The sequence below is a fragment of the Janthinobacterium goodfellowi genome, assembly GCF_051380695.1.
In the GTDB taxonomy this organism is placed as follows: domain Bacteria; phylum Pseudomonadota; class Gammaproteobacteria; order Burkholderiales; family Burkholderiaceae_D; genus Janthinobacterium.
This window is the reverse complement of the sequence record NZ_JBNYXN010000001.1, coordinates 1,260,284-1,274,211: the sequence shown is the minus strand read 5'-3', so window position 1 is coordinate 1,274,211 and position 13,928 is coordinate 1,260,284. Positions and strand designations below refer to the sequence as shown.

The window sequence follows — 13,928 nt, the reverse complement described above, 5'->3', positions numbered from 1 at the left end:
TTACCTAAGCAGGATATGTGCCAGCGTCAGGGGAAAGAAAAGTGAACATTGCGCACCGCGCTGCAGCGGACGCACCGCCATGGTGCAGCGGCCGCACCGCGGCGCTTATGCCTGGGCCACGGCCAGGGTGCGCCGTTCGCGCAGCAAGGCCGTGAATGGTGCGGCGGCCAGGGGGCGGCTGAAATAATAGCCCTGCATTTCATCGCAGCCGTGCTCCGTCAGGAAGTCGACCTGCTCGCGCGTTTCCACGCCTTCGGCGATGACGCGCATGTCGAGGTTGTGCGCCAGCGAGATGACGGAGCGGGCGATGGCCGCGTCGCTGCTGCTGGTGGTGACGTCGTCGACAAAGGATTTGTCGATCTTCAGCACGTCGATGGGGAAGCGCTTCAGGTAGCCGAGGCTGGAATAGCCGGTGCCGAAGTCGTCGAGCGAAATGCCCACGCCGATGTCCTTCAGGCGCGTGAGGGCCGCCACGGCCTTGTCCGGGTCGCCCATCACCGTGCTTTCCGTGATTTCGATGCCGAGGCAGGCGGGCGCGATGCCGTACTTGCGCAAGGCCGCCTCGACGAACGGCACCGTGCGGTCCTGCGCGAACTGCTTGCCGGACAGGTTGACGGCCACCTTGATGCTGCCCAGGCCCGCGTCGTGCCACACGCGGATCTGCGCGCAGACGCTTTCGAGCACCCATTCGCCGATGGCCGTGATCAAGCCGTATTCCTCGGCCAGCGCGATGAACAGGCCGGGCGGCACCTTGCCCAGCACAGGGTTATTCCACCGCAATAACGCTTCCGCGCCCAGCATGGCGCCCGTGCGCAAGCACATCTGCGGCTGGTAATGCACTTCGAATTCGTCGCGGCCGATGGCGCCGCGCAGCTGCTGCTGCATGGCCAGGCGGGCACGGATATCGCTGCCCATGCGCTCCGTGAAGAAGGCGTAATGGTCGCGCCCCATTTCCTTGGCGCGCACCAGCGCCGTGTCGGCGTGGCGCAGCACGTCGTCGAGGCTGTCGCCGTCGGCCGGGCACATGGCGATGCCGATGCTGGTCGTCAGCGCCAGGCGCTCGCCATCGACGCTGAGTTCTTCGCGCAAGCCGGCCAGGATGGTTTGCGCCAGCCCCAGGGTGCGCCCCAGCAGGGCATCGTCCTGCAGCAGGATCTGGAATTCGTCGCCGCCCTGGCGCACCACGGTATCGCCCTCGCGCACGCAGCCGGACAGGAAGCGCGCCACCACCTGCAGCGCCTTGTCGCCCACGGCCTGGCCGTGCGAATCGTTGATGTTCTTGAAGCGGTCCAGGTCCAGGCACATCAGCACCACCTGCTGGCTGTCGCGCAAGGCGTTCGCGCGCGCCTGTTCGAAGCGCTCGCGCAGCAGCACGCGGTTCGGCAAGCCCGTCAGCGCGTCGTGGTAGGAGAGGAAATCGATCAGATGCTGCTCGGCCTTGCGCTCGCTGATGTCGAGGAAGACGCCGATGTAGTTGACGACGGCGCCGTCCGGGCCGTGCACGGTGGAGGCGCTGAGCAGGCAGGGATAGGTGTCGCCGCTCTTGCGCCGCGTCTGCACCTCGCCCGACCAGCAGCCGCTGCTGCGCAAGCCCTGGCGCAGGGCCAGCAGCACCGCTTCGCCCGTGTATTCGGCATGCAGGCGCATGATGTCCGTGCCCACCACTTCCTGTGCCGCATAGCCGGTGATGCGGGTAAAGGCGGGATTGGCCGTGACGATGACGCCGGCAGGATCGGTGATCAGGATGGCGTCCTGGGTCGCTTCGAAGACCTGGCCCGACAGGCGCAGCAATTCTTCATTGGCACGGCGGATCTGCACTTCGCGCGCCAGGGTGCTGGCCACCTGTTCCAGTTCGGCCGTGCGTTCGGCCACGCGCCGTTCCAGGTTGGCGCGCTCCTGCGCCAGCTGCAGCTGCGCCCGCGCCAGGCGCACGTGGGCATCGGTGCGGGCCAGGATTTCCTCGGCCTGGAAGGGCTTGGCGATGAAATCGACGGCGCCCAGCGCAAAGCCGCGCACCTTGTCGTCCGTATCGTACTGGGCCGACAGGAAGATCACCGGCACCTGGCACAGGGACGGTATCTCCTTCAGGCGGCGGCACACTTCAAAGCCGTCGAGGCCCGGCATGCGCACGTCGAGCAGGATCAGCTCCGGCGGGCGCGCCTGAGCCGTCCACAGGGCCAGTTCGCCGTTCGGCGCCTGGCGCACCGCATAGCCGGCGCCGCCCAGCAAATCGCTCAACAGCTTCAGCGAAGCCGGCGTATCTTCAACGATCAGTACTTCGCCCTTCGAATTCACTTCCGAAAAATCGCGGTGCATGTAGCAGTTCTCTCAGCTTTGGATGAGGCGCGGCGATCCGTTGCCGCGCTGGACAAGACATTTCTTTGCGATGAACTACGTACCATCATCATAATCTTTATTGCAATTTAGCACCATCCATCGACCCTGCTTAGTCCGTCTTTTCAGCGAAACCGATGTTGTCAGCCCACACTTTTACGTGTGCGCCAGCGCCCCCTCATTCTCCAGCAAGCCGCACAGCTGGCGGTACTGATGCTGGTCCAGCATGGCCTGCAGCGGCGCCAGCAACGGCGCCGCCGACGCAGGCAGGGCCGCCAGCAGCTGCGCTACCCTGGCCAGGTTCAATTCGCGCAGCGCCACCAGCAAGGCGGCGCGGTCTTCCCCGGCCAGCAGCAGCAAATCTTGCGCCCGCAGTGCCGGCAACGCCTCGGGCGCGGGCGCCACGGGCAGCGGCATGGCCGCCTGCACGGGCGCCTCGGCCGCCTGCGCGGGTATGCTGAAACGGAAGGTGGCGCCCTGCCCCGGCGTGGACTCCAGCGTCAGTTCGCCGTTCATCAGCTGCACGAATTCGCGCGAGATGGCCAGGCCCAGGCCCGTGCCATCCTTCGGTCCCGCGCTGTCGGCCTGCACGAAGGGCTCGAAGATGCGCTGCTGGTCCTCCGGGGCGATGCCGATGCCCGTGTCGCTGACGGCGAACGACAGCATCCATTGATCGCCATCGCGCCGCTCGCCGCGCACGCGCAGGGTGACCTCGCCGCCGCCGGCGAACTTGACGGCGTTCGACATCAGGTTCAGCAACACCTGGCGCAGGCGCGTCGCGTCGAGCAGCACGGCCGCCGGCAGGTCCGCGCAATCGAGACGCAGGGCCAGTCCCTGCTGCTCGGCGCGCATGCCCAGCATGTCCATCACTTCCTGCAGCAGGGGCGCCAGCGCCACCACGGCGGTCTGCGCCTGCAGGCGCCCCGCCTCGCCCTTCGACAGTTCGAGGATTTCATTGATCAGGGTGAGCAAATGATTGCCCGAGCGGTGAATGATGGCCAGGTTGCGCTTTTCATCGTCCTGCATGTTGGGCGAGGCGGCCATCAGGCGCGAAAAGCCGATCACGGAATTCAAGGGCGTGCGCAATTCATGGCTCATGTTGGCCAGGAAGGTGCTCTTGGCGCGGTTCGCCGCCTGCGCCTGGCTGACGGCCACCGACAGGGCGCTCGTGCGCTCGGCCACCAGTTCTTCCAGGTGATGGCGGTGGCGCAGCAGTTCCAGTTCGGCCTCGCGGTGCGCCGTGATGTCGTAGTTCGAGCCCACCAGGCGCATGGGCCGGCCCTGGCCGTCGCGGAAGATCACGGCGTCGGCCTTGATGTAGCGGATGGCGCCATCGGGCCACAGGATGCGGTACTCGTGCGTGAACGCCTGGCCGGCGCCCAGCGCGGCGCGCAGGGCCGCCTTGACGGCCGGCACGTCGTCCGGCATCAGCGCTCCGCGCCAGATCGCCTCGGGCGCCACGCCGCTGCCAGGATCGGCCTTGAACTGCGCATACATCTGCTCATCCCACTGCAAGGCATCGCTGCTGACGTTCCAGTCCCAGATGCCGATGCTGGCCGCGCCGGTGGCCATCTGCACGCGCTCTTCGCTGCGCTGCAGGGCGCGGTAGCGGCTGTCGAGCAGCGCCACCATGTCGCGGATGGAACGGTACAAGGTGCGCAGCTCGCCCAGGAACCACGCTTCCGGCGGCGTGCCGGACGCTTCGCCCTGCCCCGCCTGGATGCCGGCCGCATACTGGCCGATCGCCTTCAGGGGCTTGAGCATCAGCCACCACATGAGCAGCCAGATGCTGGCCACGAGGATCACGTCGAGCGCCACGATCATGGCGCCGATGCCCAGCGCGCGCTGGCGCAGCTGCGCGTGCAGCAGGGCCGGCGTCGCATACACGGCGACGCTGCCGATGACCTGCCCGCCCATCGTCACGGGGCGCCGCTGCACCAGCCAGCCGGGTTCCGCGGACAGCGAGGAAAAGCTGCCGATGGCGCCGGACGCAGTGCGGCGCAGCACCAGCGCTTCCTTGCCGATGCCCGGCGTGAGGGAACTGGCCACCAGATCGCGCTTGCCCAGCATGCTGCGCATGATGGCCTGCATCTGTTTTTCATCGAGATTCCACAATGGCAGTTCGATGGCCACGGCCAGCTGGTCCGCGCTGACGGACAGGCTGCGCTGCAGCTGCTGCCAGCGCTGTTCGCGTTCGGACTGGTAAAACAGCACGGCAAACACCAGCAGCAGCGCGGTGACGACAAAGGTCAGCGCCACGCTGACGGCCAGCACGATCGACACGCCGCCCAGGCGCGCGCCCCTGGATGCGTGCAAAGTCATGCGTCCTCGCCCTGCGGCTCGCTGGCCGGCTGCGCCAGCAGGGCGCACAGCGGCTGGTACTGGTGCTGCTCCAGCATGGCGGCGATGTGCGCCGTCAGTTGCGGCAGGCTGGTCGCCACGCCGGCCAGCACGATGGCGCTGCGCCGCAAATCGAGCGCTTGCACGGATTCGAGCAGCGCCTGCCGCTCGGCCCCGCCCAGCTGGCCCAGCGCCTGTTGCAGATCGAAGGCGGCGGCCGGCACGCGCGGCGGCGGGGCGGCAGTGCGCTGGAAGCGCAGGCCCAGCTGCTGCTCCAGCATGGCGAACAGGTGTTCCTGCTCGATCGGTTTGCGCAGGAAGCCGTCGGCGCCGGCCGCCAGCGCCTCCTGCTTTTCTTCCTCGAAGGCGGAGGCGGTCATGATCACCAGGCGCGGCTGCACCAGCGCCGGCTGCGCACGCAGCCAGCGCGTCAGCGCCAGGCCGTCCATGTCCGGCATGCGCCAGTCGCTGAGCACCATGTCGTAGCGCTGCGCCGCCAGCATGGCTTGCGCCTGCACGCCGCCCGCTGCCTCGTGCAGCTGGAAACCCAGCGGCGCCAGCAAGCCGGCCAGCAGCTTGCGGCAGTTGTCGTCATCGTCGACCAGCAGCACCATGCGCCCGCGCTGGGACGGCGGCAGGCGCGCCACGCGGCCCGGCGCCAGCGCCGCGATGGCCGGCTGCCGCAGCAGCGGCGCGTGCAGCGCGAAACTGAAGCGGGAACCGGCACCCAAGGTCGATTCGACGCGCAGCTCGCCGCCCATCAGGCGCACGAATTCGCGCGAAATGGTCAGCCCCAGTCCCGTGCCGGCCTGCGCCACGGCGCTGCCGGCCTGCACGAACGGTTCGAAGATGCGTTCCAGGTCCTCTTCCGCGATGCCGCTGCCCGTATCGCGCACGGCAAACGCCAGCGCCACTTGCCCATCATCGCCCGCCTGGCAATCCAGCGACAGGGTCACGCTGCCCTGCTCGATGAACTTGAGCGCGTTCGACAGCAAATTGAGCAGCACCTGGCGCAGCTTGGCGCCATCGAGGCGCACCAGCGGCGGCACGCCGGCACGTTCGAGCCGCAGTGCGATGCCCTGGTCGCCCGAGCGCATGCGCACCATCTCGAGCACTTCGTCGAGCAAACCATTCAAGTCCACGGGTCCCGCCTGCAGCTGCATGCGGCCCGCCTCGATTTTCGACAATTCCAGGATGTCGTTGATCAAGGTCAGCAAGTGGTGGCCGGCGCGGTTGATGATGGCCAGGTTATGCTTTTCTTCCTCGAACATGCTGCTCGAATCGGCCATCATCTGCGAAAACCCGATCACGGAATTCAAGGGCGTGCGCAATTCGTGGCTCATGTTGGCGAGAAAAACACTTTTCGCGCGGTTCGCCGATTCGGCCTCGGTGACGGCCACGGACAGCGCCGCCGTGCGCTGCTGCACCAGTTCTTCCAGGTGGTCGCGGTAGCCGAGCAGCTCCTGCTCGCTGTGCTTGCGCTCGGAAATGTCGACGATGCCGCTGCGCACCAGACGCCGCCCTTCCATCGGCAAGCGCACCAGCCGCACTTCGCAGGGAAAAACGCTGCCGTCGGCGCGCCGCACATGGCGCTCGACCAGGATGGGTTCACCCAGCATGGCGCGGCGCAGATGCTCTTCCATCATCAGGCCCAAAGGCATGCCGTCGGGCTGCTCCGTGCTATACAGGTCGAACGGCCCGCGCGCCAGCAGCGCTTCGCGCGACATGCCCAGCATGCGCTGCGCGCTGCTGTTGGCGTCGATGAAGCGGTCCTGGTCCAGGTCGTACACGACGATGGCCTCGGGCGCATGCTCGACGAGGATGCGGAAGCGCTGTTCGCTTTCGCGCGCCTCGCTCTCGGCGCGGCGCAAGCGCCGCCGCTGCAGCAGCAAGGCGCTCAGCAAACTCACCATCACGATGAAGATGGCGCCCGTCAGCAGCACGGCGGCGCGGTGTTCCTGCCACAGCCGCGGCGGGCGGTTGAGGAACAGGGTGTGCGGCGGCAGCTGGCTGATGTCGGCATCCCAGCGCTGCAGCTGCTCCCAGTCGTACATCGGCACCGGGCGGACCGGCGGCAGCAAGGCGCCCGGCGCGGCAGGCGCCTTGCCGTCCAACACGGCCAGCGACATCTGCGCCACCTGCTGCGCGGCCCGTTCGATGTGCAGGATGGAGCCGCCCAGGATGCCCTTGCCGACCGTCGCGTTATACATGCCAAAGGCGGGCACGTTGGCCAGCTGCGCCAGCTGCACGGAAAACTGCACGGGCGTGGCGATGTTGCCGTCCACGTCGCGGTTGACATTGCCCGCCACCAGCAGCGTATTGGCGGGCAAGTGCGCCACCGCCGCGCGCATCTGCTCCAGGGACAGGTTGTCGAGATACCGCATGGCCACCTTGCCCCGCCACGCCAGCGCCGCCTGCTGCATGCTGCGCTTCAAGGCCTGGTCGGCCTCGCTGGTGCCGACGGCCATGACGATGGTTTTGGTCTCCGGGAACAGCGCCATCGCTTGCGCCAGGGTGCCGGGAAAATCGACATTCGCCTTTTGCTGCCAGATGGCCAGCGGACTGCCGGCCGGCAAGGCCTTGCCCGAGGTATTAATCGCCAGCACGGGCACGCCGCGCGCCAGCGGCGCCAGGTCCGACAGCAAAAAGTCGAGCGCCGGCTGCTGCATGGCGATGATCAGGTCCGCCTTGCGCCCCATCATCTGGGTGTATCTTAAAAGCAACAAATCACGCATCTCGTTGCGCAACGCCGGGTCGCCCTGGGTATTGAGGTTCAGGTGCTCGACCATGATGTCTTCGCTGGCCAGGCCCGCGGCGGCCATGGCGGCCACATAGGTGCGTGTGTACGATTCCACGCCGGCGCGGCCGTAATCGTAGGCGTTGAGGAACAGCACGCGCTGCCCCTGGTGCGCCGGCGCCGTGGCCGGCACGGCGGCCGGGGCCGCGGCGACACAGAGCACCAGCAGCAATGCGCGGCCGCAGCGGCGCACCGCTGCCCCGCCCATCCCGCCGCCCGGCGCTTCACGCATCACTCGCCATGCCCATGCTCGCCCTCGTATGTCACCATGTTTCAACCATGCGCCGACCATTCAGCCACCGACACTTACAAAAACATGATAACGTCAACTGCTGGGGCAAGTCTATTCCTTAGGGCAATCATTTGTCACATGGCGGCGCTGCACTGGCCAGCCGCCGCATCGTGCGCTAGCATGACCTTTTGCCCGAAAGCCTCCATGCCCATCACCCTGCGCCCCGCCCTGCCCTCCGACATCGACGCCCTGTGGGCCCTGCGCACGGTGGCCGTGCGCGTCAGTTGCGCCACGCACTATGCGCCGGAACAAATTGCTGTTTGGACCGCCTCGCCCGTGCCGGCATCGTATGCCGCCATGCTGGCTGCCGGTGGCGGCATCGTGGCCATGCAGGACGAGGCCATCGCCGGCTATGCCATGCTCGATGCGGACAAGCAGGAAGTCGATGCCGTGTTCGTCGATCCCGCGCGCGCGGGTCTGGGCATCGGCAAGCGCCTGCTGGCGGCGCTGGAGCAGCTGGCGCGCCAGCGCGGCATTGCCCATTTGCACCTGTCCGCGTCGCTCAATGCGGAGCCGTTTTACCGGGCCGCCGGTTTTGTTGCCTTGCGCGCGGAAGCGTATGCGCACCCGAGCGGCATCAGCCTGGCCAGCGTGGCGATGGAAAAGGCGCTGGCGGCGGCCTGACCTTCAATCCGGCACCGCGCCTGCCTCGGACTCGGCCAGGCATTGCTGCAGCTTGGCGATCAGGGCGCGCACTTCGTCGTCGCCCAGGTCCAGCGGATCGCCGTGCGCGCCGACGGCGATCAGGCAGATGGCCGAGCCGTCGTACCAGGCGTCGAGGCGATCCTTGTCTTCACTCATATTGTTCTGCCTCATGTTGCAAATCCATCAATAGATCAGCCGGCGCCGCGATGGCGCCAGGTCCTTGCTGCACGGGGAACACGGACGCCAGTTGGCCGTTGCCGGCCATGCCGGGCAGCCACTTGCTCAAAAAATCGTCGAGCGCGATGGCGCGGGGCTGGAAATGTTCCCACTCGCCGCTGGCGCACGCTTGCGCGTATGCCGCTTCCGGCCAGAACGGTATCGCCACCTTGCCGTCGGCTTGCGCCGTGGCCCAGCCGTCGTGGTACAAGCCCCACACTTCTTGCGTATCAGCTACCTTGCGCACAAAATAGCCATGGCGTTCGGCGGACGGCAGGCCCATTACCTGCTTGAACTTTTCAGGATGCACGGTTTTCCCCTACCTCGTCCCACACCCGCAGATGCGGCGCGCACCAGCCCGTCACGATGTCGAGGGCGTCCAGTATCACGTCTTCCAGCGGCCCCTCCTGCGTGGCAGGACGCAGTTCATGCAGCAAGCCGGCCACTTGCGCGGCCGTCACGCCGCTGGCCTTGTAGCGCAGCAGGATGGCGCGCAGCGTCAATAAACCTGCCCTGGCGTCCAGTGCGGCCAGCAAGTCTCTGTCGATGTCGGCGATGATGGTGTGCGGCATGTCAATCCGCCTCCCACGCGATGGCGGCCGGCCGCGCGCCGCCTGTCTTGAAGAACGCGACGAAGGCGCGCTGGCAGTGTTCCACATCAATGCACCAGGCTTCCGGATACTCATCCACCTGGCCATTGGCCAGCAGATAGCTGCAAACGCCGTCGGCCTCCTCATCGCCCAGCGAGTGAAAACTCACGTCATCCTGGCCCGACAAATACATCAGCCAGGCATTGCCGCCATTGCGCAGCATGCACAGGGCCGGGCCCTGCTCCGCGTCGGTCGCCATGGTCAGCCACAGCTCGCACTGGGCCAGCGCGCGCGCGTCGCTCAGCGCCTGTTCCAGCGCAGCGATGGTGTCGACGGCGCGCGCCTCGCCATGCAGATTCAATTCCATCGTCATGTTGTGCTCCCGCTCAAATCGTTCGTCGCCAGGGCCGTACTCAGATACAGCTTGCCGCTGAGGTCTTGCAGCAGGCTGCTCTGGCGCAGGCGGTCCATCACGGGGCCCTTCACTTCGGCCAGGTTCAGGCTGATGCCGCGCTTGGCCAGCGTGCTGTTGAGTTCGATCAAGCCCAGCAAGGCCGTGCTATCGATCTGGTTGACGGCCGACAACACCAGCACCAGGTGGCGCGCCGTCGGATGGCCGCGCAGCTCGTCTTCCACGCGCTCCGTGACGGCTTCCACGTTGCCGAAGAACAGGCCCGCATCGATGCGCAGCAGCAGGACGTCGGGCAAGGTTTGCGCTTCATAACGCTCCACGTTGCGGAAGTGCTCGCTATTCGGGATCCGGCCCAGCACGGCGATATGGGGGCGGCTGGCGCGCCAGATCAGCGTCCCCATCGACAGCAGCACGCCGATCACGACGCCCGCTTCCACGCCCAGCACCAGCACACCGGCCGTCGTCGCCAGCAGGGCCAGCGCATCGCTGCGGTCATAGCGCCACGACAGTTTCAAGGTGTCCCAGTCCAGCAGGCTGCTGACGGCAAAGATGATGGTGGCCGCCAGCACGGGCAGCGGCAGCAGGGCCAGCCAGCCCGTGGGCGCCACCAGCGCCAGCGCGAGTAGCCCCGCCGTGATGATGCTGGCCAGGGGCGTGTTGGCGCCCGCCTGGAAATTGACGGCCGAACGCGAAATCGACCCTGTGACGGGAAAGCCGCCCGACAGCGCGCTGGCCACGTTGGCCGCGCCCAGGCCCAGCAGTTCGCGGTTCGTGTGCAGTTTTTCACCGCGCTTTTGCGCCAGGGTCTGGGCGGCGGACATGCTCATCAGGAAGATGATGAAGGCGATCAGCAGCGCCGGCGACAGCAAGGTGCGCCAATGGGCGCTGGAGGTGGCCAGGTTCAGGCCCGGCAAGCCGCTGGGCACGTGGCCCGTCGTCTGCACGCCCATCGCTTCCAGGCCGCCGTAGGCGACGAGCGCGATGCCGGCCAGCACCAGCGCCATCGGCGCCAGGCGCGCGCCCACGTCGGCGGCGACTTTATTCACGCCGCAGCGCTGCAACAGGCGCGCCAGATAGCGCTTGGCCAGCCACAGGAACAGCAGGCCGGACAACCCCAGCACCAGGCTGGGCGCGTGCCAATGGGGAAGCGTTGCGCCCAGCAGGGGCGTGATCTGGCCCCAGATGATCAGGATGGCGGCGCCATTGCTGAAACCGCTGATCACGGGACGCGACAAAAAGCTGGCCATGAAGCCCAGGCGCAGCACGCCGCACAGCAGCAGGACGAGGCCGCTGATGAAGGCCAGCTGGGCGGCCAGCACGATGTACAGGGAAGAGCCGGGGTCGGCCAGCGGCGCCAGGGCGGCGGCCGTCATCAGGGAAACGATGGCCATGGGGCCCACCGATTGCGTCATGCTGCTGCCGAACAAGGCGTACAGCACGGGCGGCAGGATGCTGGCGTAGATGCCCACGACGGGCGGCAAGCCGGCCACCAAGGCGTAAGCCATGCCTTGCGGCACCATCATCATGGCGACAACGATACCGGCGGTAATGTCCCCGGCCAACAGAGGACGCCGGTATTGCCTGAGCCAAAGCAGCATGATGCGATCCCAAAATCTGAAAACCGAAGCCTATCATGCGACGAGGCCGGCTGACAGGGGGAACGCGATCAGTCTGGCAGCAATTGCGCCTTCACGGCATCGAGGATTTCCATCGACAGCGCTTCGTCATCGACGGAACGGGCCAGCACCATGGCGCCCACCATGGCGGCAAACGTGGCAATGGCCTGCCGGCGCCGCCGCTCGGGCATACCATCCGACGCGCCTTCCGGCAACAAGCCTTCCAGCAGCGCGAACTGCTGCCGCGTGGCTTGGGTAAATGCGGGACGGGCGCCGGGCGACATGCGCGCCACGTCCGCGCCCATGGCCGCCGCCGGGCAGCCCGTGCCGGGCTGGTCGCGGTGCCGGGTGGTCAGATAACTGTCGATGATGGCCGGCAGCGCGCGCTGCGGGTCGCCGGCGACCTTCGCCCGCCAGCCTTCCAGCGACTTGTTCAAGGCATGCTGGCACGCCTCGATCATCAAGTCTTCCTTGGACGCGAAATGGCCATAGAAGCCGCCATGCGTGAGGCCCGCGTTCTTCATCAGGTCGGCCACGCCGATGCCGTCATAGCCCTTTTCGCGGAACAATCTTGCCGCCACGTCAACGATGCGCTCGCGGTTCAGCGCCGCCTGCTCTCTGCTCACTTTCATGCTGCCCTCCTACATTTATGTCAATCATCATATAACTTTACGCCCGTTTGCGCCACTCTGTTAGCAAGCGCACCGTTCGATGCGGGCGCCGCGCCGATACTGGATCTTCGTTTCCAGGGAGGCCAGCATGAACGAAAACAAGGATCAGTCCGCCGGCAACTTGCAGCGCGCCATCCAGCAGGAGCAGGATGGCCGCGATGCCGCCAAGCCAGGCAAGGAAAGCAAGCAGCCCGTGCAGACGGGCCACCGCAGCCAGCCGGCGCCTCCCCTGCCCGCCCAGCACCTGGACAAGCCGGGCATCGAAGCGCAGATGGCATTGAAACCGCGCTTCCTGGCGCCCGATTATTGCGGCAGCGGCAAGCTGGCCGGCATGGTGGCCATCATCACGGGCGGCGATTCGGGCATCGGCCGCGCCGTGGCCGTGCTGTATGCGCGCGAAGGGGCCGATGTCGCCATCATTTACCTGAACGAACATGCGGACGCCAACGAAACGAAGCGCTATGTGGAAGCGGAAGGCCAGAGTTGCCTCTTGATTCCCGGCGACGTGCGCGACCAGGGCTTTTGCCAGCAAGCCGTCAGCCAGGTGCTGGAGAGATTCACGCACATCGACGTGCTGGTCAACAACGCCGCCTTCCAGGAACACGCCGAATCCCTGCTGGAACTGAGCGAAGAGCGCTTCGACCTCACCATGAAAACCAATGTCTACGGCTACTTTCACATGGCCAAGGCCGTGCTGCCCCATTTGCAGCGGGGCGCGTCCATCATCAACACGGGTTCCGTGACGGGCTTGCAGGGATCGAAACACCTGCTCGACTATTCCACCACCAAGGGCGCCATCCATGCGTTCACCATGGCGCTGGCCGGCAACCTGCTCGACAAGGGCATCCGCGTCAACGCCATCGCGCCCGGCCCCGTCTGGACGCCGCTCAATCCGGCCGACAAGTCGCCCGAGGACATCGAGAAATTCGGCCAGGACACGGACATGCGCCGCCCGGCCCAGCCCGAGGAACTGTCGCCCGCCTACGTCTTCCTGGCCTCGCCCGCCTGTTCCAGCTACATCAGCGGCATCGTCCTGCCCGTCACCGGCAGCGTGGGGGACTAGGGCATGGCGCGCGCACTGTGGAAAGGCGCCATCAGCTTCGGCCTCGTGCACATCCCCGTCGAGCTGATTTCTGCCAGCCTCGACCACGAACTGGACTTGTCCATGCTGGACCGGCGCGACTTCGCGCCCATCGGCTACAAGCGCTACAACAAGCAGACGGGCAAGGAAGTCGAGTGGGACAACATCATCAAGGGCTATGAATACAAGACGGACGAGTACGTGGTGCTATCCGACGAGGATTTAAGGCAGGCGAACGTGAAGGCCACGCAAACCATCGATATTTTCACCTTTGTCGATGCGGCGGAAGTGCCGCTGACCTTTTACGAGCATCCGTATTACCTGCTGCCCGCCAAGGGCGGCGAGAAAGTCTATGCGCTGCTGCGCGAAACCTTGCGCAAAGCCAATAAAGTGGGTATCGCCAGCGTGGTCATGCGCACCAAGCAGCATCTGTGCGCACTCGTCTGCGTGGAAGACGCCATCGTGCTCAACACCCTGCGCTACGCCGATGAAATCCGCCCCACGGACGATCTGGACTTGCCCGCCAGCACCCTGAAGGCGGCCGGCATTTCCGACAAGGAACTCAAGATGGCCCTGTCGCTCGTCGAAGACATGAGCGAAGCGTGGGAACCGGAGCAATACCACGACAGCTACCGCGAAGACGTGCTGGCGCTGGTCAAGAAGAAAATCAAGGCGAAACAGACCAAGACCATCACGCCGCCCGCGCCCGAACCGGAAGAGGAACACGGCAGCAATGTGATCGACCTGGTCGCCCTGCTGCAGCAAAGCCTGGGCAAGAAAGCGCCCGCCGCGCCGGCCCGCAAGCGAACGGCCTCGTCCACCGCGCGCAAGCCGGCGCCCGCCAGGCGCAAGGCGGCCTGAAACGCAATACCCGGCCCGGGAGCAGCGTCAATAATATAAATGCATTGACTTTGATCAGGCTTCTCGCTACGTT

12 protein-coding genes are annotated in these 13,928 nt (G+C 66.3%); 3 read left to right on the top strand and 9 right to left on the bottom strand.

Features of this window, described 5'->3' with window-relative positions; all coding sequences use genetic code 11:
* Positions 1-105: 105 nt before the first annotated feature.
* The 3 genes from ACQ4WQ_RS05765 to ACQ4WQ_RS05755 form a co-directional block, all read right to left on the bottom strand.
* Positions 106-2,316 carry a two-component system response regulator gene (locus ACQ4WQ_RS05765; protein ID WP_436495293.1) on the bottom strand — a complete coding sequence of 737 codons (2,211 nt, stop codon included), beginning with the start codon at positions 2,314-2,316 and terminating at the stop codon, positions 106-108.
* Positions 2,317-2,490: 174 nt separating this feature from the next.
* Positions 2,491-4,656 (bottom strand): sensor histidine kinase, encoded by a 2,166-nt coding sequence (locus tag ACQ4WQ_RS05760; protein WP_436495291.1) that lies wholly within the window; start codon positions 4,654-4,656, stop codon positions 2,491-2,493.
* A complete protein-coding gene (locus tag ACQ4WQ_RS05755) occupies positions 4,653-7,703 on the bottom strand; it encodes an ATP-binding protein (protein ID WP_436495289.1) in 3,051 nt (1,016 codons plus the stop codon). Before ACQ4WQ_RS05755 ends, ACQ4WQ_RS05760 begins: the two co-directional genes overlap by 4 nt.
* A gap of 204 nt (positions 7,704-7,907) precedes the next feature.
* On the opposite strand from ACQ4WQ_RS05755, the gene ACQ4WQ_RS05750 reads away from it, so the two are divergent.
* Positions 7,908-8,387 carry a GNAT family N-acetyltransferase gene (locus ACQ4WQ_RS05750; protein WP_436495287.1) on the top strand — a complete coding sequence of 160 codons (480 nt, stop codon included), beginning with the start codon at positions 7,908-7,910 and terminating at the stop codon, positions 8,385-8,387.
* Positions 8,388-8,390: 3 nt separating this feature from the next.
* Here the strand turns inward: ACQ4WQ_RS05750 and ACQ4WQ_RS05745 are convergent, their stop codons facing one another.
* From ACQ4WQ_RS05745 to ACQ4WQ_RS05720, 6 genes are all read right to left on the bottom strand, one after another.
* A complete protein-coding gene (locus ACQ4WQ_RS05745; RefSeq protein ID WP_175445173.1) occupies positions 8,391-8,564 on the bottom strand; it encodes a hypothetical protein in 174 nt (57 codons plus the stop codon).
* A complete protein-coding gene (locus tag ACQ4WQ_RS05740; RefSeq protein WP_436495284.1) occupies positions 8,557-8,934 on the bottom strand; it encodes a DUF2750 domain-containing protein in 378 nt (125 codons plus the stop codon). Before ACQ4WQ_RS05740 ends, ACQ4WQ_RS05745 begins: the two co-directional genes overlap by 8 nt.
* Positions 8,924-9,196: a hypothetical protein gene (locus ACQ4WQ_RS05735; protein ID WP_436495282.1), complete on the bottom strand. Its 273-nt coding sequence runs from the start codon at positions 9,194-9,196 to the stop codon at positions 8,924-8,926. The genes ACQ4WQ_RS05740 and ACQ4WQ_RS05735 overlap by 11 nt, the downstream gene beginning before the upstream one ends.
* 1 nt (position 9,197) lies before the next feature.
* Complete coding sequence (locus ACQ4WQ_RS05730) at positions 9,198-9,587, bottom strand: Imm1 family immunity protein (RefSeq protein WP_436495280.1); 390 nt, start codon at positions 9,585-9,587, stop codon at positions 9,198-9,200.
* The gene (locus ACQ4WQ_RS05725) at positions 9,584-11,224 is read right to left on the bottom strand and encodes a SulP family inorganic anion transporter (protein ID WP_436495278.1); all 1,641 of its coding nucleotides are present in this window, start codon (positions 11,222-11,224) and stop codon (positions 9,584-9,586) included. Before ACQ4WQ_RS05725 ends, ACQ4WQ_RS05730 begins: the two co-directional genes overlap by 4 nt.
* A gap of 68 nt (positions 11,225-11,292) precedes the next feature.
* Positions 11,293-11,874: a TetR/AcrR family transcriptional regulator gene (locus ACQ4WQ_RS05720; protein WP_436495276.1), complete on the bottom strand. Its 582-nt coding sequence runs from the start codon at positions 11,872-11,874 to the stop codon at positions 11,293-11,295.
* Positions 11,875-12,001: 127 nt separating this feature from the next.
* Between ACQ4WQ_RS05720 and ACQ4WQ_RS05715 the strand changes: the two genes are divergently transcribed.
* Complete coding sequence (locus tag ACQ4WQ_RS05715; protein WP_326459880.1) at positions 12,002-12,976, top strand: SDR family oxidoreductase; 975 nt, start codon at positions 12,002-12,004, stop codon at positions 12,974-12,976.
* A gap of 3 nt (positions 12,977-12,979) precedes the next feature.
* Positions 12,980-13,855: a non-homologous end joining protein Ku gene (gene ku, locus ACQ4WQ_RS05710; protein WP_436495274.1), complete on the top strand. Its 876-nt coding sequence runs from the start codon at positions 12,980-12,982 to the stop codon at positions 13,853-13,855.
* The last annotated feature ends 73 nt before the right edge of the window (positions 13,856-13,928 follow it).